This is a genomic window from Alcaligenes sp. WGS1538 (genome assembly GCF_043187505.1).
Classification (GTDB): domain Bacteria; phylum Pseudomonadota; class Gammaproteobacteria; order Burkholderiales; family Burkholderiaceae_B; genus Alcaligenes.
Map to the genome: position 1 here is coordinate 22,697 of NZ_CP171109.1, position 20,261 is coordinate 42,957.

The window sequence follows — 20,261 nt, forward strand, 5'->3', positions numbered from 1 at the left end:
CCGTTGGTATGCTGTCTGCTGCACGTCGACGGAGGATGGCAATGGCTTACGATCTGGACAAGCGCCTGGTGATCGGACTGGCGTCCAGCGCCTTGTTCGACCTGAGCGAATCGCACCAGGTCTTTCTGGAAAAGGGCGAAGCGGCGTACCGGGAGCACCAGCTCGCCCGGGAGCAGCAGCCCCTGCGGCCCGGCGTGGCTTTTTCCTTCATCAAGCGCCTGCTGGCCCTCAATGACCTCTCGCCCGACGACCCGCTGGTGGAGGTGGTCCTGCTCTCGCGCAACGATCCCAACACCGGCCTGCGGGTCATGAACTCCATCCGCCACCACGGCCTGGGCATCAGCCGCGCGGTATTCCTGCAAGGGGGCGACCCGAGCCGCTACATCCAGCCCCTGTCCATCAGCCTGTTCCTGTCCGCCAACGAAGACGACGTGCATCGGGCCGTGCGGCAGGGCTACCCGGCCGGGCGGGTGTTGAGCACCGCGTTCGAGGATGCGTTCGACGACCAGCCCATCCGGGTGGCCTTCGACTTCGACGGGGTGATCGCGGACGACGAGTCCGAACGCATCTACCAGCTCCAGGGCGGGCTGCCGGCCTTCTTCGAACACGAGACCCGTCTGGTGCAGACGCCGCACAAACCCGGCTTGCTGCAGGCCTTCCTGCTGAAGCTGGCGCACATCCAGTCCCTGGAGCAGGCGCGCCATCAGGCCGACGCCGCCTATGCGCCGCGCCTGAAGATCTCCATCGTCACGGCGCGCAATGCGCCGGCCCACGAACGCGTCATCTACACCATGCGCAGCTGGGGGATCGAGGTCAACGAGGCTTTTTTCCTGGGCGGCATCGAGAAGCGGCGCGTGCTGGAAGTGCTGCAGCCGCACATCTTCTTCGATGACCAGACCACGCACCTGATTCCCACTGCGCAGTCCCTGCCCTCGGTTCACATACCGTTCGGCGTGGTCAACGACTCGTCGGGCTGACGCTGCTCCCACAGCAGGGCGCGGCTGACGGCGCGCGCGGCCTGCTGGATCAGGGTGGCCAGCGCTTCCTGGTTGACGGCATGGAAGCGTTCGATGCTGCCCAGCAGGGTCAGGCTGCCGAAGATGCGCCGGGAATCGTCGAAGATGGGCGCGGATATCCCCGCGATGCCGGGATTGATCTGCTCCTGCGAGATGCAGTAGCCCGTGCGCCGCAGCTCCTGCATGTGGCCGGAGAATTCGGGCCATTGCGCGCCCAGCCGCTGCACGTAGTCCAGGTGCTGGTTGGCTTCGTACAGGCGGCGCAGGTGGCGGGGGGGCAGGTGCGCGGTCACGATGCGCGCGGTCGAGCTGCGGAACATGTCCATGGTGCGGCCCCGGCCGAACATCAGGTCGAATCGGTCGGGCCCGGTTTCCTGGTGCGTGCTCAGGATGCGGTCGCCATAGAGCTGCCCGATCAGCGCGTCCAGCCCGGTCTGCTCCACCAGGGAGCGCAGCAGCGGCCGGCAGCGCGTGATGAGCGGGTCGAACTCGCGGATGAGCAGGTCCATCTCGATGAAGCGCGGACCCGGCGCATAGCCGCCGGGCGAGCGGATCAGCAGGCCGCAGGCGCACAGCTCCTTCAGGTAGCGGTAGATGGTGGCGGGCGGATATTGCAGGCGCTGGCCTATGGTGTCCACATCCAGCACGGGCGTGCCCGGGCCGTACAGGTCGAGAATCTGCAACATGCGTCTGAGGCTGTTCATGGTCCCTCGTGGCAGCGGGGTTGGCGTTGCATCATTCTAACCACGGAGCGGACCGCGTATGTGGCGCAACGAAAACACCTTCGTCGCTCTAATGGTTTACACCTAAATATTAAACTTCTTAATCATTAATTCTCAGACTGCGGTAATAATGAAGGCATCGAGCATGCCCATAGAGCGTGCAGGCAGCATCCGACAATCATCATAATGCAGTCAGGCAGACCGGCATGGTGGCCGGGCCGCCACCGAGGTGGACATGGACGAGGCAGTACGGAACACGGCGCCCAAGGCCGTCAGGAATGTGCTTTTCATCATGTGTGATCAGCTGCGCGCCGATCACCTGTCCTGTTATGCGCCGGGGGGCGCCCTGCGCACGCCGCTGCGCACGCCGCACATCGACAGGCTGGCGCGCATGGGCATGCGCTTTGAGCGCGCCTACGTGAATTCCGCCGTCTGCGGGCCGGCGCGCGCCTCCTACTACACCGGCCGCCATCCCCTCTCGCATCGCGTCACCTGGAACCGCGTGCCCCATCCCATCGACGAGCAGTACCTGGGCGACTACCTGGCGCAGGCCGGGCTGGGCTGCTGGCTGCTGGGCAAGACGCATCATGTGCCCGATCCGGCGGGCGCCAACGCGCGCCGCTTCCAGGTCCAGGCCGACGGCGCGGACCGTTTCTGGCAGGGCGGCTTCACGCCCGTCGAGCGCTACGACGGCCACTTCGAGATGGGCAAGGACAGCGACTACCGCCAATACCTGCAGGCGCGCGGCTATGACAGCGACCGCCCCTGGGAGGACTACGTCATCGGCAGCCTGGACGCGGACGGCCGCTTCGCCTCGGGCTGGTACATGCGCAACGCGCCCCTGGCGGCGCGCGTACGGGCGGAGGATTCCGAGACGGCCTATTTCACGCAGCGCGCCATGGTTTTCATCACCGAGAAGGGCGAGGAGCCCTGGGTGCTGCACCTGTCCTTCATCAAGCCGCACTGGCCCTACAAGGCGCCGGCGCCCTACAACGACCTGTTCGGTCCCGAGGACGCCGAGGCGCCGGTGCGCGCGGACCATGAGCGCGAGCACGCCCATCCCGTGCATGCGGCCTACCAGCAGCACGAGGAGTCCCGGTCCTTCGCCAAGGACGAGGTCTGGCGGGCCGTCAAGCCGGTGTACATGGGCCTGGTCAAGCAGATCGACGACGAGATCGGCCGGCTATTGGACATGCTGGAGCAGCAGGGCCGGCTGGACGATACCTTGATCATCTTCAGTTCCGACCACGGCGACCTGCAGGGCGACCACTGGCTCGGAGAAAAGGAATACTTTTTCGAGAACGCCATCCGCGTGCCCCTGATCGTGGTCGACCCCCGCATGCAGGCCGATGCCACCCGCGGCCAGGCCAGCGGCGAGTTCGTGGAATGCGTGGACGTGACGCCCACCATTCTGGACGCCCTGGGTCTGCCGGCCCGCCCGCACCGCGTGGAGGGCCATTCCCTGCTGCCGCTGCTGCATGGGCGCGGCGGCTGGGCGCGCGGCTACACGGTGGCCAGCCTGGACTACGCCTACCGCGAGGCGCGCCAGCTGCTGGGCCGCGGCGTCAACGAGTGCCACGGCCTGATGCTGCGCGACGGCGGCTACAAGTACATCCATTGGCAGGGATACCGGCCGCAGTTGTTCGACCTGCGCCAGGATCCGGACGAACTGCATGACCTGGGCGCCGACCCGGGCCGCGAGGACGTGCGCCGACGCATGAAGGAAGCGTTGTTCGACTGGAAGGACGGACTGAAGGGGCGGGCCAGCGAGAGCTGGCCGGACGTGGAAGACCGCACCAATGCGCACGAGCGCATGATGAATATTCTGATTGGCCGGTGGTAAAGGCTTTGCAAGGCCGCGCAGGCGCGGCATATCCATAAAAACACAAGGAGTGGAGATAATGAAGCAGCTCAAGAACACGACACTGGCCCTGCTGCTGGCAGGCGTGGGCGCCCTGGCCCCCATGATGGCGCAGGCCGCCTGGCCCACGACCGAACAGGTGCGCATCGTGGTGCCCTATCCTCCCGGGACCGAGCCCGACATCCTGGCCCGCGACCTGGGCGTGCACCTGAACAAGGCCACCGGCAAGGTCTTCGTGATCGAGAACCGGCCCGGCGCCAACGCCATCATCGGCACCGACAACATCGCCAAGGCCAAGGGCGACGGCTCCGCTCTGCTGATGGTGGACAGCCTGGCCGTGTCCACCAACCCGCTGCTGTACAAGAACCTGCCCTACAAGTGGGAAAAGGACCTCAAGCCCGTCACCACCGTGGCCGGCGTGAACCTGTACCTGCTGGTGAGGAACGACTTCCCCGCCAAGGACTACAAGGAGTTCGTGGCGGCCGCCAAGAAGGCCAATGGCGACGTCAACGTGGGCACCGGCGGGCGCGGCCACGTCACCCACCTGGGCATGGGCCTGCTGGCGCGCGAGGAAGGCCTGAACTTCACCTACGTGCCCTACAAGGGCATGGCCCCGGCCACCAACGCCATTCTGGGCGGCGAGACCGACGCCATGCTGGTGGGCGGCATCCTGGCCTCCCAGCACGTGAACGGCGGCAAGATCCGCGTGCTGGCCGTGGGCGCGGACAAGCGCACCGAACTGCTGCCTGACGTGCCCACCGTGCAGGAAGCCGGCGGCCATGCCAACAGCATTCCCACCACCACGTTCGCCCTGTTCGCGCCCGGCGCCACGCCCGACGAGACCGTCAAGGAGATCCAGGAGAAAGTGGACGCCGCCCTGCGCACCCCCGAGATGCAGGCGGCCTTCAAGAGCCGCGGCCTGGCCCAGTTCTACACCACGCCGGCCCAGACGCTGGAGCGGGTGCAGAACGACTCCAAGGTCTATTCCGAGCTGATCCCCACCCTGGGCATACAGCCCGAGTAAGGCGACAAGGCCTGGCCGTCACGCAACCGCGCCCCTCGGGGCGCGGTTTTTCGTAGTGGAAGCGTGAAGGAAGCAGCGCGGGTGCGCGCGCAGGGTTTCAACGAATGGCGCGCCGGGGCGCGCTGCGTTTCACTGCTCGTTGTAGTCGTGCTGCTCGGCGATCAGCCGGCGCAGGGTGGATTTCAGGGCGTCCACGTCCAGGGGCTGCAGACGCTTGACCACTTCGTCCTCGTGCAGGCGGGCCTTGGCGATCAGGCCCGAGATCAGGGTCTGGCCCTCGTCGGTGATGCGCACCAGCGTGATGCGGCGGTCCACGTCGTGCGCCACGCGGCGCAGCAGGCCCTGTTTTTCCAGCCGGTCCAGCAGGCGGGTGACGGTGGGCTGCTTGGTGGTGGCGATGCGCGCCAGGTGGCCGATGCTGACCTCGCCGGCGCCCGACAGCGTGGAGAGCACGCGCCATTCGGAGATGGACAGGCCGTTGCTCAGGACGACCTGGTGGAATTCGGCGGAAATGAGCTGGCTGGCCTGCGCCAGCAGGGCGGGCAGGTAGTTCTCGACGAAGACCGTATCGTGTTCGGTGGGACTCATGATGCGTTGTTATCGTTGCAGGCTATGAAGCGCCGCCCGGGGCGGCAGCGCTCACTATACCGAACCCGGACCCGCGCGTGTCGCAAATGCATGGAAACACCTTACTAGGGAAAACCATGAGGATGGATATGTTGAGATATAAACATATTCCGATGAAAATAAATACCATGTTCAAAATAAGCGGTTACTGAGGAAATAAAATGGCTGAGCGATCTTTTGTCGAAGAAGTCAAGAAACTGCGCTTGGGTGATGGGGACGTATTCAGCGGCGAGGGCATCCTGGCCGTCACCAAGGCGCTGCTGGAATCCGGCGTGTCCTACGTGGCCGGCTACCAGGGCGCGCCCATCTCCCACCTGATGGACGTGCTGGCCGACGCCCAGGACATCCTGAAGGAAAACGGCATCCGTTTTGAAAACAGCGCCAGCGAGGCCACCGCGGCCGCGACCCTGGCCGCGTCCGTGAACTATCCGCTGCGCGGCGCCATCACCTTCAAGGCCACCGTGGGCACCAACGTGGCCTCCGACGCGCTGGCCAACCTGGCCTCGGGCGGGGTCAAGGGCGGCGCGCTGATCATCGTGGGCGAGGACTACGGCGAAGGCTCCTCCATCATGCAGGAGCGCAGCCACGCTTTTGCCATGAAGTCGCAGATGTGGCTGCTGGATCCGCGCCCCAACCTGCCCTGTATCGTGCAGGCCGTCAAAGACGGCTTCGACCTGTCCGAGGCGTCCAACACGCCCGTGATGCTGCAGCTGCGCATCCGCGCCTGCCACGTGCACGGCCAGTTCGTGGCCTCGGACAACCGCCGCGCCAAGTTCACCATCAAGGAAGCCATGGAGCAGCCCACGCGCGACATCAATCGCATCGTGCTGCCGCCGGCCAGCTTCCTGCATGAAAAAGAAAAGATCGAGCAGCGCTGGCCCAACGCCGTCAAGTTCATCGAAGAGCGCCAGCTGAACGAATTCTTTGCCGACGGGACCGACGACGTGGGCCTGATCGTGCAGGGCGGCGGCTACAACACCGCCATCCGCGCCCTGGAGCACCTGGGCCTGGCCGATGTGTTCGGCGAGTCCAAGGTTCCCATGTACGTCATGAACGTGGCCTATCCGCTGATCGAGTCCGAGATCGTGCGTTTCTGCCAGGGCAAGCGCGCCGTGCTGGTGCTGGAGGAAGGCCAGCCCAACTTCGTCGAGCAGAACATCTCCGACATCGTGCGCCGCCACGAATGCAAGGTGGTCCTGCACGGCAAGGACCTGCTGCCCCTGGCCGGCGAATACAATACGGCCACCATGCTCAAGGGCATGCGCGCCTTCATGGAAAAATACGGCCGCATCGAGCCGCTGCCCGCGCCCAAGCCGCGCGTCATCCCCATGAAGGTGGAGACCGCCGAGCGTCCCAAGGCGCAGACCGAAGTGCTGGCCGCCGAGGTCAAGCCCATGAGCAGCCTGGACGAGAACGTGCATGCGCGCCCGCCCGGATTCTGCACCGGCTGCCCCGAGCGCCCCATCTTCACCGCCCTGAAACTGGTCGAGCGCGAGCTGGGCGAGCACCACGTGTCCGCCGACATCGGCTGCCACCTGTTTTCCATCCTGCCGCCCTTCAACCTGGGCAACACCACCATGGGCTACGGCCTGGGCGGCGCCGGTTCGGCCGCGCTGAACGCCGAATCCGACAAGCGCGCCATCTCGGTGATGGGCGACGGCGGCTTCTGGCACAACGGCCTGACCAGCGGCATCGCCAATGCCGTGTTCAACCGCAGCGACAACCTGACCATCGTCATCGACAACAGCTACACGGCGGCCACGGGCGGCCAGGACATCCTGTCCTCCAAGGCCAAGAACCAGACGCGCAGCACCGGCCACCTGATCGAGAAGGCCGCGCGCGGCGTGGGTGTGGAATGGCTGCGCACCATCCGCCGCACCTACGACCTGAAGACCATGACGGCCACCCTGCGCGAAGCGCTGACGACCAAGGAAAAGGGTCCCAAGGTGCTGGTGGCGCAAAGCGAGTGCATGCTGAACCGCCAGCGCCGCGAGAAAGGCCAGGTCCGCAAGGCCGTGGCCGCGGGCGAGCGCGTGGTGCGCGAGCGCTTCGGCGTGGATCCGGACACCTGCACGGGCGATCACTCCTGCATCCGCCTGTCGGGCTGCCCCTCGCTGTCCATCCGGCCCAATCCGGACACCCTGCGCACCGATCCGGTGGCCAATGTGATGAACAGCTGCGTGGGCTGCGGCCTGTGCGGCGAGGTATCGCACGCCGCCATCCTGTGCCCGTCCTTCTACCGCGCCCAGGTGGTCAGCAACCCCACCGGCTGGGACAAGTTCCGTGAAAAGACCCGCCGCGGCTTCATCGGCTGGCTGCAGCGTCGCGACGCTGCCCGCCGCGAGCGCCTGGCATTCTGATCACCCGAAGTGAGTTCTATCATGCAGATGAAACCAATCAAGATTGCCATTCTCGCCATGGGCGGCGAAGGCGGCGGCGTGCTGGCCGACTGGATCGTGAACCTGGGCGAGCACAACGGCTATTTCGCGCAGACCACCTCGGTGCCCGGCGTGGCCCAGCGCACCGGCGCCACGATCTATTACGTGGAGCTGTTCCCCCGCGAGGCCGCGCCCGCCGGCAAGACGCCGGTGCTGGCCCTGATGCCCATGCCCGGCGACGTGGACGTGGTGCTGGCCTCCGAGCTGATGGAAGCCGGCCGCGCCGTGCAGCGCGGCCTGGTGACCAATGACCGCACCACCCTGATCGCCTCCACGCACCGCGTCTACTCCATTGCCGAGAAATCGGCCATGGGCGACGGCCGCGTGGACAACGACGCCCTGATTGCCCATGCCACGCAGGCGGCCAAGCGCTTCGTGCACTTCAACATGGAAAAGGCCGCCGAGGATTCCGGCAGCGTGATCAGCGCCGTGATGTTCGGCGCCCTGGCCTCCACCGGCGTGCTGCCGTTCAGCCGCTCGCAGTTCGAGCAGACCATCGAGCGCGGCGGCGTGGGCGTCAAGCCCAGCCTGAAGGCCTTCTCGGCCGCCTATGCCCGTGTGGCCGAAGGCGACGCCGGCAAGGATGAACAGGCCGCGCCCGCCGTGCCGGTGTCGCAGTTGAAGCCGCGCGATCCGGCCGTGGCCAGGCTGGTCGAGCGCGTGCGCGCCGAGATCCCCGAAGGCGCCCAGCAGATCGTGGTGGAAGGCGTGCGCCGCGTGCTGGACTACCAGGATGTGGCCTACGCCAACCTGTACCTGGACCGGCTCAAGCAGATCCGCCAGTACGCCCGTCCCGACGACGTGGCCCTGATCCGCGAGACCGGCCGCTACCTGGCTTTGTGGATGTCCTACGAGGACGCCATCCGCGTGGCCGAACTCAAGACCCGCGCCACGCGCTTTGACCGCGTGCGCAAGGAAGTGCGCGCCACCGACGGCCAGATCGTGGCCATCAACGAATACATGCATCCGCGCGTCGAGGAGATCAGCGAGATCCTGCCTTTCGCAGGCCTGGGCCGCTGGCTGATGCGCCCGACCTGGGGCAACAAGCTGCTCAAGACGCAGACCAAGTCCGGCCGCGTCATCCAGACCAGCTCGGTGCGCGGTTTCATTCCTCTGTACCTGCTCTCGGGCTTCAAGCGCTGGCGCCGCCGCACCCTGCGCTACCAGGCCGAGCAGCAGCGCATCGAGGCCTGGCTCAAGCGCATCCAGGATGCGGCCGACGCGCACCCCGCGCTGGCCCTGGAGATCGCGCAGTGCCAGCGCCTGGTCAAGGGCTACGGCGATACGCACGCCCGCGGCCTGCGCAACTACCAGACCGTGATGGATGCGCTGGCGCGCAACGAGACCACCATGTCGCCGGCCCTGCTGGGCGCGCTGCGCGAGGCCGCGCTGGCCGATGAGCATGGCAAGAAGCTGGAGGCGGCGCTGCGCCAGAACGCGCTGGTCTGAGCCGTGCCGGGGCCGCCCGCCGGCGGCCTCGGTGAAAACCCTGGAACCAGTGATTTTTCCCTCTTAAATACTTTATTTCTAAAATATTCATAGTAGAATCTAAATTAAGGTGTACAGTGCGGCGCGCGGGCCTTTGCGGGCGCGGCGCCGCTCCATCCGGCAGGTATTCGAGCAAGAAGATGCAAGCTGCCGGTCAACCTGAAATAGCCGAAGTTTGGGGGAAATAACACATGAACCAGAGTGAAGCAGCACTCCAATTCAAGCCGGAGCCGGCCGAGGCGGGCTACGAAGGCCGGCTGGGCCCCAAGGACCCCGCCAGCCTGAAATTGTGGTTGCGCATGCTCACATGTACCAAGCAGATCGAGGACGAGATCCGTCGTCGCCTGCGCCAGAATTTTGATATTTCGCTGGCCCGTTTCGACTACATGGCCCAGCTCTACCGCTACCCGCAAGGGTTGAAGATGGGTGAGCTGTCCCGCTACCTGATGGTGACCGGCGGCAATATCACCGGACTGACCGACGAGCTGGCCCGCGAAGGCATGGTCTCGCGCGAGAGCAGTCCGACCGACAGACGCGCCTGGGTGCTGCGCCTCACGCCCAAGGGCAAAAGCAGTTTCGAGGCCATGGCCAAGGCGCACAGCGACTGGATCGCGGAGATGTTCGAAGGCCTGGGCACGGATCAGGTCGTGCAGATCCACCAGCATCTGGGCCTGCTGCGCGTCCACCTGCAAAGCGCGGCCGGCTAGCCACAGGATGCGTCCCGCCCGGCTCCAGGGCCTGGCAGGACGCTGGGAGCGCCCCGCAAGGCGCAAATAAAACACTTGCTAAAAAGGTGTCTACAACATGGGTTTCAAGCTGTACGAACAAGAACATCGCATCCGTTTTTCGGAATGCGATCCGGCGGGCATCGTTTTCTACCCGCAGTATTTTGTGCTGTTCAACGACCTGCTGGAAGCATGGATCGATTCCATGGTCCCCGAGGGTTTTCACAACATGATCGCCAGCAAGCGCGTGGGCATGCCCTCGGTGCATCTGGAGGCCGATTTCAAAGCCATCAGCCGTATGGGCGATGATGTGGTGATGAGCCTGGGTATCGAGCGCATCGGCAACAGCTCGCTGACGCTGCGCCTGCGCTGCACCGGCAAGGACGGCGTGCTGCGCATGCAGGTGCGCCAGACCGTGGTGACGACCTCGCTGGAAACCCACCTGGGCATCCCGATTCCCGACTTCCTGCGCGCGCCCATGCAGGAATACGTGATTCCGGCGCAGGAGCAGGCCAGCGTCTGACGTTCTTTTTGATGAAGCGGCAAGTATTGTGCGGGTCCGACTATCCTGTTTTTTTTGACCTGAATAGTTGACTTGTATAATATTTATTAATAAATATACTATGCTCAGGCACATGAGCGGTATTTAGACCATACGGACATATCATGAATATCGTATGTATTGGCGGAGGCCCGGCCGGGTTGTATTTTGGTCTGCTGATGAAGCTGCAGAACCCTCAGAACGAGGTCTACGTGGTGGAGCGCAACCGACCGTACGACACCTTCGGATGGGGCGTGGTGTTCTCGGACGCCACCATGGAGAATCTGCGCGAGGCCGACCCCGTGTCCGCGCAGACCATCGGTGATGCGTTCAACCACTGGGACGACATCGAGACCCATTACAAGGGCAGCGCCGTGCGCTCCAGCGGCCACGGCTTCATCGGCATCGGCCGCAAGAAACTGCTCAACATCCTGCAGGCGCGCTGCGAAGAAGTGGGCGTGCACCTGGTGTTCGAGACCAATGTGTCCGACGAGGCCGAACTGGCCCGCAAATACAATGCCGACCTGCTGATCGCCTCGGACGGCATCAACAGCGCCATCCGCACCCGCTACCAGGACGTCTACCAGCCCGACATCGACACGCGCAACTGCCGCTTCGTGTGGCTGGGCACGGAAAAAGTGTTCGACGCCTTCAATTTCATCTTCGTCGAGACCGAGCACGGCTGGTTCCAGGCACACGCCTACCGCTTCCAGGACGGCCTGTCCACCTTCATCGTGGAAACGCCCGAGGAAACCTGGCAGAAGGCCGGCATCGGCGAGATGTCGCAGGAAGACGCCATCGCCTATTGCGAAAAGCTGTTCGCCCCCTACCTGGACGGCAACAAGCTGATCAGCAACGCCACCCATCTGCGCGGCTCGGCCATCTGGATCCGCTTCCCGCGCGTCATCTGCAACAAGTGGGTGCATTGGCAGGATTACGGCACGGGCAAGAAGATCCCCGTGGTGCTGATGGGCGACGCCGCCCACACGGCCCACTTCTCCATCGGCTCGGGCACCAAGCTGGCGCTGGAAGACGCGATCAGCCTGGCCCAGCACATGAACCGCGAGTCGCTGGAAGAGGCCCTGAAGGACTACGAGGCCGCCCGCAGCGTGGACGTGCTGCGCATCCAGAATGCCGCGCGCAACTCGACCGAATGGTTCGAGAACGTGGCCCGCTACGCCAGCATGAAGCCCGAGCAGTTCACCTATTCCATGCTGACCCGCTCGCAGCGCATCTCGCACGAGAACCTGCGCCTGCGCGACGCGGCCTGGATCGAACAGTACGAGCGCTGGCTGGCTGCGGAATCGGGCCTGAAGCTGGCCGAGGGCGAAAAAGCCCCGCCGCCCATGTTCACCCCCTTCAAGCTGCGCGACATGCAGCTCAAGAACCGCATCGTGCTCTCGCCCACGCTGCTGTACAGCGCCGTGGACGGCATGCCCGGCGCCACGCACCAGGTTCACTACGGCAGCCGCGCCATGGGCGGCGCAGGCCTGATCATGGCGGAGATGACCGCCGTGACGCCCGAGGGTCGCGTGACTCCCGGCTGCACGGGCCTCTGGAATGACGAGCAGGCCGCCGCCTGGGCGCCCGTGGTGCGGTTCGCCCACGAGCAAGGCGCCAAGATCGGCGTGCAGCTGGGCCATGCCGGTCGCCGCGGCTCCACGCAGCTGGGCTGGGACAAGCCCAACCAGCCGCTGGCCCAGGGCAACTGGCCGCTGGTGTCGGCGTCCGCGCTGGCCTACCAGCCCGGCGTGTCCGCCGTGCCCGCCGAAATCACCCGCGCCCAGATGGACGAGATCCGCGACGCCTTCGTGGCGGCCGCCCGCCGCGCCGATCAGGCCGGCTTCGACTGCATCGAATTGCAGGCCGGCCACGGCTACCTGCTGTCCAGCTTCATCTCGCCGCTGACCAATCAGCGCAGCGACGAATTCGGCGGCAGCCTGGAAAACCGCATGGCCTACCCGCTGGAAGTGTTCCAGGCCGTGCGCGCCGTCTGGCCGCAGGGCAAGCCCGTGCTGGTGCGCATTTCCGCCACCGACTGGGCCGAGGGCGGCATCACGGCCGATGACGGCGTGCAGATCGCCCGCCTGTTCAAGCAGGCCGGCGCCGACCTGATCGACGTGTCCTCCGGCGAGGTCGTGCCCGAGCAGAAGCCCGTCTACGGCCGCATGTACCAGACGCCGTTCGCGGACCGCATCCGCAACGAAGCGGGTATCGCCACCATGGCTGTCGGCTCTATCATGGAAGCGGATCACGCCAACAGCATCATCGCGGCCGGCCGCGCCGACCTGTGCGCCCTGTCGCGCGGCTTCATGGCCGAGCCCAACTGGCCGCAGCGCGAAGCCGCCCTGGTGGGCTACGAAGGGGTGCAGTGGCCCGTGCAGTACGAACTGGGCAAGGACTGGCTGCACCGCCAGACCAAGCGCGCCTCGGCCGCTCAGGAAGGCCCCGCCATCCATTAAGAACAGAAGGAGACAGCAACATGTCGGAAGAACGTTTTGACACCTATCGCGAAAGCGTGCTTGGCCGTGCTGATGTCGAGGACACGCCCGAGCTGGTGAAGTACTACCAGGACCTGACCCGGTTCGAGGCCGGCGCCCTGTGGACCGTGGCCAACAAGATCGAGCCCTGGGAGCCCAAGTCCGATTCCGTGCCCGTGGTCTGGCGCTACCGCGACCTGCGCGACTACGTGCTGCGCTCGGTGGACCTGGTCACCCCTGAAAAAGCCGGCCGCCGCGTGATCTACCTGAACAACCCCGGCCGCCAGGACGTCTCGGCCGCCGTGGGCTGGCTGTACTCGGGCCTGCAGGTCATGAACCCGGGCGAGGCCGCCTCGGCCCATGCCCATTCCTCCTCGGCCCTGCGCTTCATCATGGAAGGGCGCGGCGCCTACACCATCGTGGACGGCCACAAGATGACGCTGGGCGCCAACGACTTCGTGCTGACGCCCAACGGCTGCTGGCACGAGCACGGCGTCGAGGCCGACGGCACGCCCTGCATCTGGCAGGACGGCCTGGACATCCCCCTGGTCAACGCGCTGGAAGCCGGCTTCTACGTGGTCCACCCCGACCTGTCCCAGGCCGTGACCCACCCGGTCAACGACGCCGTGGGCATCTGGGGCGGCCGCGGCCTCAAGCCCACGCTGCACGACTGGCAAAAGCCGTATTCGCCGCTGCTCAAGTACGAGTGGGAGCCCACCTACGAGGCCTTGTCGGCTTACGCCAAGGTCACCGACGGCAGCCCGTTCGACGGCGTCATCATGGACTACATCAATCCGCTGACCGGCGGCCCGGTGATGTCCACCATCGGCGCCAGCATGCAGATGCTGCGCCCCGGCGAGCACACCAAGGCCCACCGCCACACCGGCAGCATCATTTACCAATGCGCCAAGGGCGAGGGTTATTCCATCATCAACGGCAAGCGCTACGACTGGCGCGAGCGCGACATCTTCTGCGTGCCGTCCTGGATGTTCCACGAACACGTCAACGGCTCGTCCTCGGACGACGCCTGCCTGTTCTCCTTCCATGACCTGCCCGTGATGCGCGCCCTGAACCTGTATCGCGAACAGGCCCTGGCCGAGAACGGCGGATACCAGCCCATCCTGGAAGGTTGATCGCTCAAGCTTGTTCGGCGGGCCCGTTGCGGCGGACCCGCCACCGTTTATTCAAGCCATCTTCAAAGATGGCCCAATCTGGAGATAGAAATGCGTCTTGTAACGTACCGTAGTGAAGTTGCTGCAGCCGGCCGCCTGGGCGCCATCGTTGGCGATCTGGTGGTGGACCTGGGCTACCTGGGCGATGCCACCGGCCACATGCTGCCCGACAACATGCTCGATTTCATCGACCTGGGCCCCGCCGCCGTGAAGTCCACGGCCCGCCTGCTGGAAACCTACGCCGACGACATGCCTTTCGGCGTGGCGCTGCCCCTGGCCAACGTCAAGCTGCTGGCGCCCATTCCGCGTCCACGCAAGAACATCTTCGGCATCGGCCTGAACTACGTCGAGCACGTGGCCGAATCCAGCCGCACCCTGGACACCTCCAAGGAGCTGCCCAAGCAGCCCGTGATCTTCTCCAAGCCGCCCACCACCGTCATCGGCCCCGGCGACGCCATCGAGCACAACAAGAACATCACGCAGCAGATGGACTGGGAAGTGGAACTGGCCGTGATCATGGGCACCCGCGCCCAGCGCGTGGCCAAGGAAGACGCCCTGAAGTACGTCTTCGGCTACTCCGTGATGATCGACGTCAGCGCCCGTGACTGCCGCCGCGCCGGCCAGTGGATCTACTCCAAGGGCCAGGACACCTACGCTCCATTCGGTCCCGTGATCGTGACCGCCGACGAGCTGACCGATCCGCACAACCTGAATCTGAGCCTGACCCTGAACGGCGTGACCAAGCAGAGCTCCAACACCAAGCACATGCTGTTCAACGTCAACGACCTGATCGCCGACATCAGCGCCGGCATCACGCTGGAGCCGGGCGACATCATCGCCACCGGCACGCCCGAAGGCGTGGGCGCCGGCCGCAATCCTCAGGAATGGATGTGGCCGGGCGACGTGGTGCATGCCGTGGTGGAAGGCATTGGCGAGCTGCGTCACCCCATCGTGGACGTGACCCCTCAAAACTAAGCAAAGGAGAGCGTGATGCTGGAATTGCGCCAGTTCAAGGCCGCGGCAGTCCAGGCGGCTCCCGTGTTCCTGGACACGAATGCGACCATCGACAAGGTGTGCCGCCTGATTCACGAAGCGGCTGACAACGGGGCCGAACTGATCGCCTTCCCCGAGGTGTTCGTGTCCGGTTATCCCTACTGGAGCTGGGTGATGAACCCGGTCGAAGGCAGCCCCTGGTTCGAGCGCCTGTGCAAGTCGGCCATCGAAGTGCCCGGCCCTGAAGTGCAGAAGGTTGCGCAGGTTGCGCGCCAGCGCAAGGTCAACGTGGTGCTGGGCGTGAACGAGCGCAGTCCGGTCGGCGTGGCCACCATCTACAACACCCTGGTGACCATCGGTGCGGACGGCCGCATCCTGGGCCGCCACCGCAAGCTGGTGCCCACCTGGGCCGAGAAGCTGACCTGGGCCAACGGCGATGCGTCCTCGCTGCGCGTGCACGACACCACCATCGGCCCGCTGGGCGCGCTGGCCTGCGGCGAGAACACCAACACGCTCGCCCGCTTCAGCCTGCTGTCCCAGGGCGAGCTGGTGCATGTGGCCAGCTACATCTCGCTGCCCGTGGCGCCCAAGGACTACGACATGGCCGAAGCCATCCGCCTGCGCGCCTCCGCCCACTGCTTCGAGGGCAAGGTGTTCACGGTGGTGGCCTGCTCGACCGTGTCCGAGGAGATCGTGGACGCCATGGCGGCCTCGCATCCCGAGGCCCGCGAACTGCTGGCCCGTCCGAACAGCGCCTTCTCCGGCATCATCGGCCCTGACGGCCGCGTGATCGGCGAGGCCCTGATCGACCGCGAAGGTATCGCCTACGCGGACATCGACCTGTCGCGCTGCATCCAGCCACGCCAGATGCACGACATCACGGGGCACTACAACCGCTTCGACATCTTCGATCTGCGCGTCAACCGCAAGGCCATGACGCCGGCCCGATTCTACGAAGGCGACCAGCCCCAGCCAGACCTGAATCCAGCCGAGTTCTCCGCCGTGGAGGACAAGGACGCGGGTCTGTAAGACCACGGGCGGCGTTCCGGACTGCCGCCCATCGAGCGCGTTTTCCGCCGCAAGAGGCGCGGCGGAAAGCACTCTGCGGTCCGCCGACCTCCTGAGCGGCGGGCCGCATCCGGCTTTCGGGGCCGGGCCGCTGCGCCGGCGCTCCCGAGCCCTGCGCCGCGGCGCAGAAAGACACTGATAACGATTAAACAAGATCGACGTAGGAGATGACATGACCGAGATGCACCCACTGGCCGCCCTGACCCAGGCGCTGGACAGCAAGAAGGTCCGCTTCGTGGACCTGACCCAGACCCTCTCCCCCAGTTTCCCCGCCCTGCAGCTGCCGCCGCAGTTCGGTCAGACTGTCGGTTTCTCCGTGCAGCGCATCAGCCAGTACGACGAGGCCGGTCCAGGCTGGTACTGGAACAACTTCACCTGTGGCGAACACACGGGCACGCACTTCGATGCGCCGGTGCACTGGATCACGGGCAAGGACCACCCCAACAACAGCGTGGACACCATTCCCGTGGACAACTTCCTGCGCCCCGCCGTGGTGGTGGACGCCAGCGCCGAAGTGGCCCAGAACGAGGATTTCGTGCTGACGCCCGAATTCCTGCAGGCCTGGGAGGCCAAGCATGGCCGCATCCCCGCGGGCGCCTGGGTGCTGTTTCGCACCGACTGGTCCAAGCGCGTCAATGACGCCGCCGCCTTCCTGAACATGCGCGAGGACGGCGCCCATACGCCCGGCCCGTCGCAGGCCGCCGTGGAATGGATGATCCATGAGCGCAATGTGCACGGCTTCGGCGTGGAGACCATCAACACCGACGCCGGCCAGTCCTACTCCTGGCCCGTGGCCTATCCTTGCCACACCCTGATGCACGGCGCCAACCGCTACGGCCTGCAGTGCCTGTGCAACCTGGACCAGCTGCCCCCCCAGGGCGCGCTGATCATGTCCGCTCCGCTGAAGATCGAAGGCGGTTCGGGCAGCCCGCTGCGCGTCGTCGCCCTGGTCGCCCAGTAAGCCGCGTTCGAGCCATCCAGCATGGGCGGGGCCTTGTCCCGCCCATGCTGGATTCTCACCTAGTGGTTTTCCATTATATTCGCGCGTATATATTGATCCGTAAACTATTCATCAATAAAATAAAATTCAGAATAATGAATAGTGATCCAGCCGTGCAGCCTGCCCTGATGCCCTGCACACGGTCTGGCGGAGACAGTAGACGAGGATAAAGCCAGCCCCAGGGGCCGGCGCCATCGGACCGCCGCTTACCGGTGCATCATGACACAGGCCCGCCGCCCCGGCTGGGTAATGGTTGTTGTCACGCTCAATGGTAGGCACACGATGGATACTTTTGAACTCGTCATCCGGGACATCCAGAACGCATCCCCGCTGATCCGCAGTTTCACGCTGGAGCCTGCCCAGGCCGGCGCCCTGCCCGCATTCGCGCCGGGCTCGCACCTGAAGGTGCACATTCCCGCCCTGAATGATCACCGCTGCTACTCGCTGATCTCGCTGGAGCCGCATTGCGTCAACGGCCAGTGCCCCGACCGCTACCGCCTGGGCGTGCGCCTGGAGGAAAACAGCGCCGGCGGCTCGCGCTACATGCACGATCTGAAAGTGGGCGATGCGCTGACGGTGTCCGGCCCCAAGAACGATTTTCCCCTGCATGCCGCCACGCCCGGCGAGACCGAGACGGTGCTGATCGCCGGCGGCATCGGCATCACCCCGATCGCCAGCATGGCCGCGGCCCTGCATCACCAGGGTCGTCCCTACCAGTTGCATTACGCCGGCCGCAGCCTGCAGCAGCTGGCCTACCTGGACGAGCTGCAGCAGCTGGCCGGCCCGGCCGTGCGCCACTACGCCGACGACACCGAGCAGCGCTTCTCCCTGGACGCCCTGCTCGATGGCCTGTCCAAGGACCAGCACATCTATGTCTGCGGTCCCAAGGGCATGATCGATGCGGTGATCGAGGGCTGCAAGCAGCGCGGCTGGCCCGCTGATCACGTGCACTTCGAACTGTTCGCGACCGCCGCCGCGCAGGAAGGCGACCAGCCCTTCGAGGTGGAGCTGCGCCAGAGCGGCGTGACCTTGCAGATCCCCGCCGACAAGACCATCGTGGACGTGATGGAAGAGCAGGGCCTGGATCCCATGATCGACTGCAAGCGCGGCGAATGCGGCGTCTGCACCTGCGACGTGATCGAAGGCGAGCCCGACCATCGCGACTATTTCCTGAGCGACTCGGAAAAAGCCAGCAACAAAGTCATCCAGATCTGTATTTCCCGCTCCAAGACCCCGCGTCTGGTGCTGGATCTGTAACGCCTGAGAGCCACGGAGAACAACATGGAAAAGTACCGCGACAATCCCCAGGCCATCCGCGAACTGGTGCGCGAAGCCGAGGTGCACAAGGACCTGTACATCAGCCAGGAGCTGTTCGAGCTGGAGATGGAGCGCCTGTTCGCCAATACCTGGGTCTACGTGGGCCACGCCAGCCAGGTGCCCAACAAGGGCGATTTCTACACCACCACGGTGGGCAATGAATCGGTGATCATGGTGCGCCACACCGACGACAGCATCCGCGTGCTGTACAACCGCTGCCCGCACAAGGGCGTGCAGGTCGCCGCCGAACCCTGTGGCAACACGGGCAAGTTCTTCCGTTGCCCCTATCACGCCTGGACCTTCAAGACGGACGGCTCGCTGCTGTCCATCCCGCTGAAGAAAGGCTACGAGAACACCGGCTTCGAGTGCACCGAGGCCAGCCACGGCATGGCCGCCGTCAAGAACGTGCAGGTGTACCGCGACTTCGTCTTCTGCCGCCTGAGCGAACAAGGCGAGAGTTTCGAGGACTTCTTCGGCCAGTCCCTGAGCACCATCGACAATATGGTGGACCGCTCGCCGGAAGGGCGCCTGGAAGTGGCCGGCGGGGTGATGCGCTACATGCATCACTGCAACTGGAAGATGCTGGTGGACAACCAGACCGACACCTGCCATCCCATGGTGGCGCACGAGTCTTCGGCCGGCACGGCCGTCAAGGCCTGGCAGGAAGCGCCCGAAGGCACTCCCAAGCCCATGGCCGTGGAGCTGTTCGCGCCCTTCATGTCGCCCTACGAGTTCTACGAGGGCATGGGCATACGCGTGTGGGAGAACGGCCACGGCCATACGGGCGTGAGCAACTCCATCCATGCCGATTACTCCGAGATTCCCGGCTACTGGGACCAGATGGTGCAGGCCTACGGCGAAGAGCGCGCCAAGGCCATCCTGGCCGACACCCGCCACAACACCTGCTATTTCCCCAACATCATGGTCAAGGGCCCCATCCAGACCCTGCGCGTCTTCAAGCCGCTGGCCGCCGACAAGACCCTGGTGGAGTCCTGGACCTTCCGCCTGGTGGGCGCGCCCGATACCTTCCTGGAGCGCACCCTGATGTACAACCGCCTGATCAACGCGCCGACCTCCATGGTGGGTCACGACGACCTGGAAATGTACGAACGCGCCCAGCAGGGCCTGCAATCGCGCGGCCGCGACTGGATGAACCTGGCCCGCTTGGTCGAGAAGGACGAGGACCAGAAGAAGAACGTGGTGATCAACGGCACCAGCGAGATGCAGATGCGCGCGCAGTTCCGCGCCTGGCTCAAGTACATGCTGCCCGAGCAGCAGGCATAAGAAATAAAAGGAACGACCATGAGCGAGATCAGCCGTCAGGCACTCATCGACTTTGTCTATGCGGAAGCCCGCCTGCTGGACGAACAGCGCTACGAGCAGTGGCTCGACCTGTTCACCGAGGACGGCTACTACTGGATGCCGCTGGCGCACGACCAGCAGGACGCCCGCCTGCATGCCTCCCTGATGCACGAGGACAAGCTGCTGCTGCGCATCCGCGTCGAGCGTCTGGCGGGCCGGCGCACGTTTTCCCAGCAGCCCAAGAGCCGCAGCCACCATTTGCTGCAGCAGCCCACCGTGGAAAGCATGGACGAGGAAAAGGGCGAGTACAGCGTGCGCTGCGCCTTCCACTACACGGAAACCCGCGGCGACCGGCAGGAAATCTATGTGGGCTGGAGCACCTACACGCTGGTGCGCCAGGAAGGCGCGCTGAAGATCCGCCTGAAGCGGGTGGATTTGCTCAACTGCGACGCCCCCTTCGGCAACATCCAGTTGTTTATGTGACAGA

The 20,261-nt window shown here is 65.1% G+C and carries 17 protein-coding genes; 15 read left to right on the forward strand and 2 right to left on the reverse strand.

All coding sequences use genetic code 11. The features are described 5' to 3' along the window. Nucleotides 1-41 precede the first annotated feature (41 nt). Nucleotides 42-977: a 5'-nucleotidase gene (locus tag ACF3ND_RS00115; RefSeq protein ID WP_394063063.1), complete on the forward strand. Its 936-nt coding sequence runs from the start codon at nt 42-44 to the stop codon at nt 975-977. On the opposite strand, the gene ACF3ND_RS00120 is transcribed toward ACF3ND_RS00115, so the two are convergent. After that, a complete protein-coding gene (locus ACF3ND_RS00120; protein ID WP_394063065.1) occupies nt 938-1,720 on the reverse strand; it encodes an IclR family transcriptional regulator in 783 nt (260 codons plus the stop codon). The genes ACF3ND_RS00115 and ACF3ND_RS00120 overlap by 40 nt on opposite strands. Before the next feature lie 253 nt (nt 1,721-1,973). On the opposite strand from ACF3ND_RS00120, the gene ACF3ND_RS00125 reads away from it, so the two are divergent. Both ACF3ND_RS00125 and ACF3ND_RS00130 read left to right on the forward strand, forming a co-directional pair. Further along, nucleotides 1,974-3,581, forward strand: coding sequence for a sulfatase-like hydrolase/transferase (locus ACF3ND_RS00125; RefSeq protein WP_394063067.1), 1,608 nt, complete (start codon nt 1,974-1,976; stop codon nt 3,579-3,581). 58 nt (nt 3,582-3,639) lie between these two features. After that, entirely contained in the window at nt 3,640-4,623 is a 984-nt protein-coding gene (locus tag ACF3ND_RS00130; protein WP_394063069.1) for a Bug family tripartite tricarboxylate transporter substrate binding protein, read from the forward strand. Nucleotides 4,624-4,752: 129 nt separating this feature from the next. On the opposite strand, the gene ACF3ND_RS00135 is transcribed toward ACF3ND_RS00130, so the two are convergent. Then, entirely contained in the window at nt 4,753-5,211 is a 459-nt protein-coding gene (locus ACF3ND_RS00135; RefSeq protein ID WP_394063071.1) for a MarR family winged helix-turn-helix transcriptional regulator, read from the reverse strand. Between the two features lie 200 nt (nt 5,212-5,411). Here ACF3ND_RS00135 and ACF3ND_RS00140 point away from each other — a divergent pair, with 200 nt between their 5' ends. The 12 genes from ACF3ND_RS00140 to ACF3ND_RS00195 all read left to right on the forward strand — a co-directional run bounded on the left by ACF3ND_RS00140 (nt 5,412) and on the right by ACF3ND_RS00195 (nt 20,257). After that, the gene (locus tag ACF3ND_RS00140; RefSeq protein WP_394063073.1) at nt 5,412-7,610 is read left to right on the forward strand and encodes a thiamine pyrophosphate-dependent enzyme; all 2,199 of its coding nucleotides are present in this window, start codon (nt 5,412-5,414) and stop codon (nt 7,608-7,610) included. A gap of 21 nt (nt 7,611-7,631) precedes the next feature. After that, nucleotides 7,632-9,137 (forward strand): indolepyruvate oxidoreductase subunit beta family protein, encoded by a 1,506-nt coding sequence (locus ACF3ND_RS00145; RefSeq protein WP_394063075.1) that lies wholly within the window; start codon nt 7,632-7,634, stop codon nt 9,135-9,137. A 230-nt stretch (nt 9,138-9,367) separates the two neighbouring features. Then, the gene (locus ACF3ND_RS00150) at nt 9,368-9,883 is read left to right on the forward strand and encodes a MarR family winged helix-turn-helix transcriptional regulator (RefSeq protein WP_394063077.1); all 516 of its coding nucleotides are present in this window, start codon (nt 9,368-9,370) and stop codon (nt 9,881-9,883) included. Nucleotides 9,884-9,980: 97 nt separating this feature from the next. Further along, the gene (locus ACF3ND_RS00155) at nt 9,981-10,424 is read left to right on the forward strand and encodes an acyl-CoA thioesterase (protein ID WP_394063079.1); all 444 of its coding nucleotides are present in this window, start codon (nt 9,981-9,983) and stop codon (nt 10,422-10,424) included. A gap of 143 nt (nt 10,425-10,567) precedes the next feature. Continuing rightward, nucleotides 10,568-12,904, forward strand: a complete 2,337-nt coding sequence (locus ACF3ND_RS00160) for a bifunctional salicylyl-CoA 5-hydroxylase/oxidoreductase (protein WP_394063081.1) — start codon at nt 10,568-10,570, stop codon at nt 12,902-12,904. 20 nt (nt 12,905-12,924) lie between these two features. Continuing rightward, a complete protein-coding gene (locus ACF3ND_RS00165; RefSeq protein WP_394063082.1) occupies nt 12,925-14,055 on the forward strand; it encodes a cupin domain-containing protein in 1,131 nt (376 codons plus the stop codon). 90 nt (nt 14,056-14,145) lie between these two features. Beyond that, entirely contained in the window at nt 14,146-15,069 is a 924-nt protein-coding gene (locus tag ACF3ND_RS00170) for a fumarylacetoacetate hydrolase family protein (RefSeq protein WP_394063084.1), read from the forward strand. 15 nt (nt 15,070-15,084) lie between these two features. Then, the gene (locus tag ACF3ND_RS00175) at nt 15,085-16,116 is read left to right on the forward strand and encodes a carbon-nitrogen hydrolase family protein (protein WP_394063086.1); all 1,032 of its coding nucleotides are present in this window, start codon (nt 15,085-15,087) and stop codon (nt 16,114-16,116) included. 211 nt (nt 16,117-16,327) lie between these two features. After that, nucleotides 16,328-17,116: a cyclase family protein gene (locus ACF3ND_RS00180; protein ID WP_394063088.1), complete on the forward strand. Its 789-nt coding sequence runs from the start codon at nt 16,328-16,330 to the stop codon at nt 17,114-17,116. A 321-nt stretch (nt 17,117-17,437) separates the two neighbouring features. Further along, entirely contained in the window at nt 17,438-18,412 is a 975-nt protein-coding gene (locus tag ACF3ND_RS00185) for a PDR/VanB family oxidoreductase (RefSeq protein ID WP_394063090.1), read from the forward strand. A 24-nt stretch (nt 18,413-18,436) separates the two neighbouring features. Then, nucleotides 18,437-19,756 (forward strand): aromatic ring-hydroxylating dioxygenase subunit alpha, encoded by a 1,320-nt coding sequence (locus ACF3ND_RS00190; protein ID WP_394063092.1) that lies wholly within the window; start codon nt 18,437-18,439, stop codon nt 19,754-19,756. An 18-nt stretch (nt 19,757-19,774) separates the two neighbouring features. Continuing rightward, on the forward strand, nt 19,775-20,257 hold the full coding sequence (locus tag ACF3ND_RS00195; protein WP_394063094.1) for an aromatic-ring-hydroxylating dioxygenase subunit beta: 483 nt from the start codon (nt 19,775-19,777) through the stop codon (nt 20,255-20,257). The last annotated feature ends 4 nt before the right edge of the window (nt 20,258-20,261 follow it).

Coding starts and splice junctions, on each gene's coding strand:
- ACF3ND_RS00115 (WP_394063063.1), top strand. CDS start 42: ATGGCTTACGATCTGGACAAGCGCCTGGTGATCGGACTGGCGTCCAGC.
- ACF3ND_RS00120 (WP_394063065.1), bottom strand. CDS start 1,720: ATGAACAGCCTCAGACGCATGTTGCAGATTCTCGACCTGTACGGCCCG.
- ACF3ND_RS00125 (WP_394063067.1), top strand. CDS start 1,974: ATGGACGAGGCAGTACGGAACACGGCGCCCAAGGCCGTCAGGAATGTG.
- ACF3ND_RS00130 (WP_394063069.1), top strand. CDS start 3,640: ATGAAGCAGCTCAAGAACACGACACTGGCCCTGCTGCTGGCAGGCGTG.
- ACF3ND_RS00135 (WP_394063071.1), bottom strand. CDS start 5,211: ATGAGTCCCACCGAACACGATACGGTCTTCGTCGAGAACTACCTGCCC.
- ACF3ND_RS00140 (WP_394063073.1), top strand. CDS start 5,412: ATGGCTGAGCGATCTTTTGTCGAAGAAGTCAAGAAACTGCGCTTGGGT.
- ACF3ND_RS00145 (WP_394063075.1), top strand. CDS start 7,632: ATGCAGATGAAACCAATCAAGATTGCCATTCTCGCCATGGGCGGCGAA.
- ACF3ND_RS00150 (WP_394063077.1), top strand. CDS start 9,368: ATGAACCAGAGTGAAGCAGCACTCCAATTCAAGCCGGAGCCGGCCGAG.
- ACF3ND_RS00155 (WP_394063079.1), top strand. CDS start 9,981: ATGGGTTTCAAGCTGTACGAACAAGAACATCGCATCCGTTTTTCGGAA.
- ACF3ND_RS00160 (WP_394063081.1), top strand. CDS start 10,568: ATGAATATCGTATGTATTGGCGGAGGCCCGGCCGGGTTGTATTTTGGT.
- ACF3ND_RS00165 (WP_394063082.1), top strand. CDS start 12,925: ATGTCGGAAGAACGTTTTGACACCTATCGCGAAAGCGTGCTTGGCCGT.
- ACF3ND_RS00170 (WP_394063084.1), top strand. CDS start 14,146: ATGCGTCTTGTAACGTACCGTAGTGAAGTTGCTGCAGCCGGCCGCCTG.
- ACF3ND_RS00175 (WP_394063086.1), top strand. CDS start 15,085: ATGCTGGAATTGCGCCAGTTCAAGGCCGCGGCAGTCCAGGCGGCTCCC.
- ACF3ND_RS00180 (WP_394063088.1), top strand. CDS start 16,328: ATGACCGAGATGCACCCACTGGCCGCCCTGACCCAGGCGCTGGACAGC.
- ACF3ND_RS00185 (WP_394063090.1), top strand. CDS start 17,438: ATGGATACTTTTGAACTCGTCATCCGGGACATCCAGAACGCATCCCCG.
- ACF3ND_RS00190 (WP_394063092.1), top strand. CDS start 18,437: ATGGAAAAGTACCGCGACAATCCCCAGGCCATCCGCGAACTGGTGCGC.
- ACF3ND_RS00195 (WP_394063094.1), top strand. CDS start 19,775: ATGAGCGAGATCAGCCGTCAGGCACTCATCGACTTTGTCTATGCGGAA.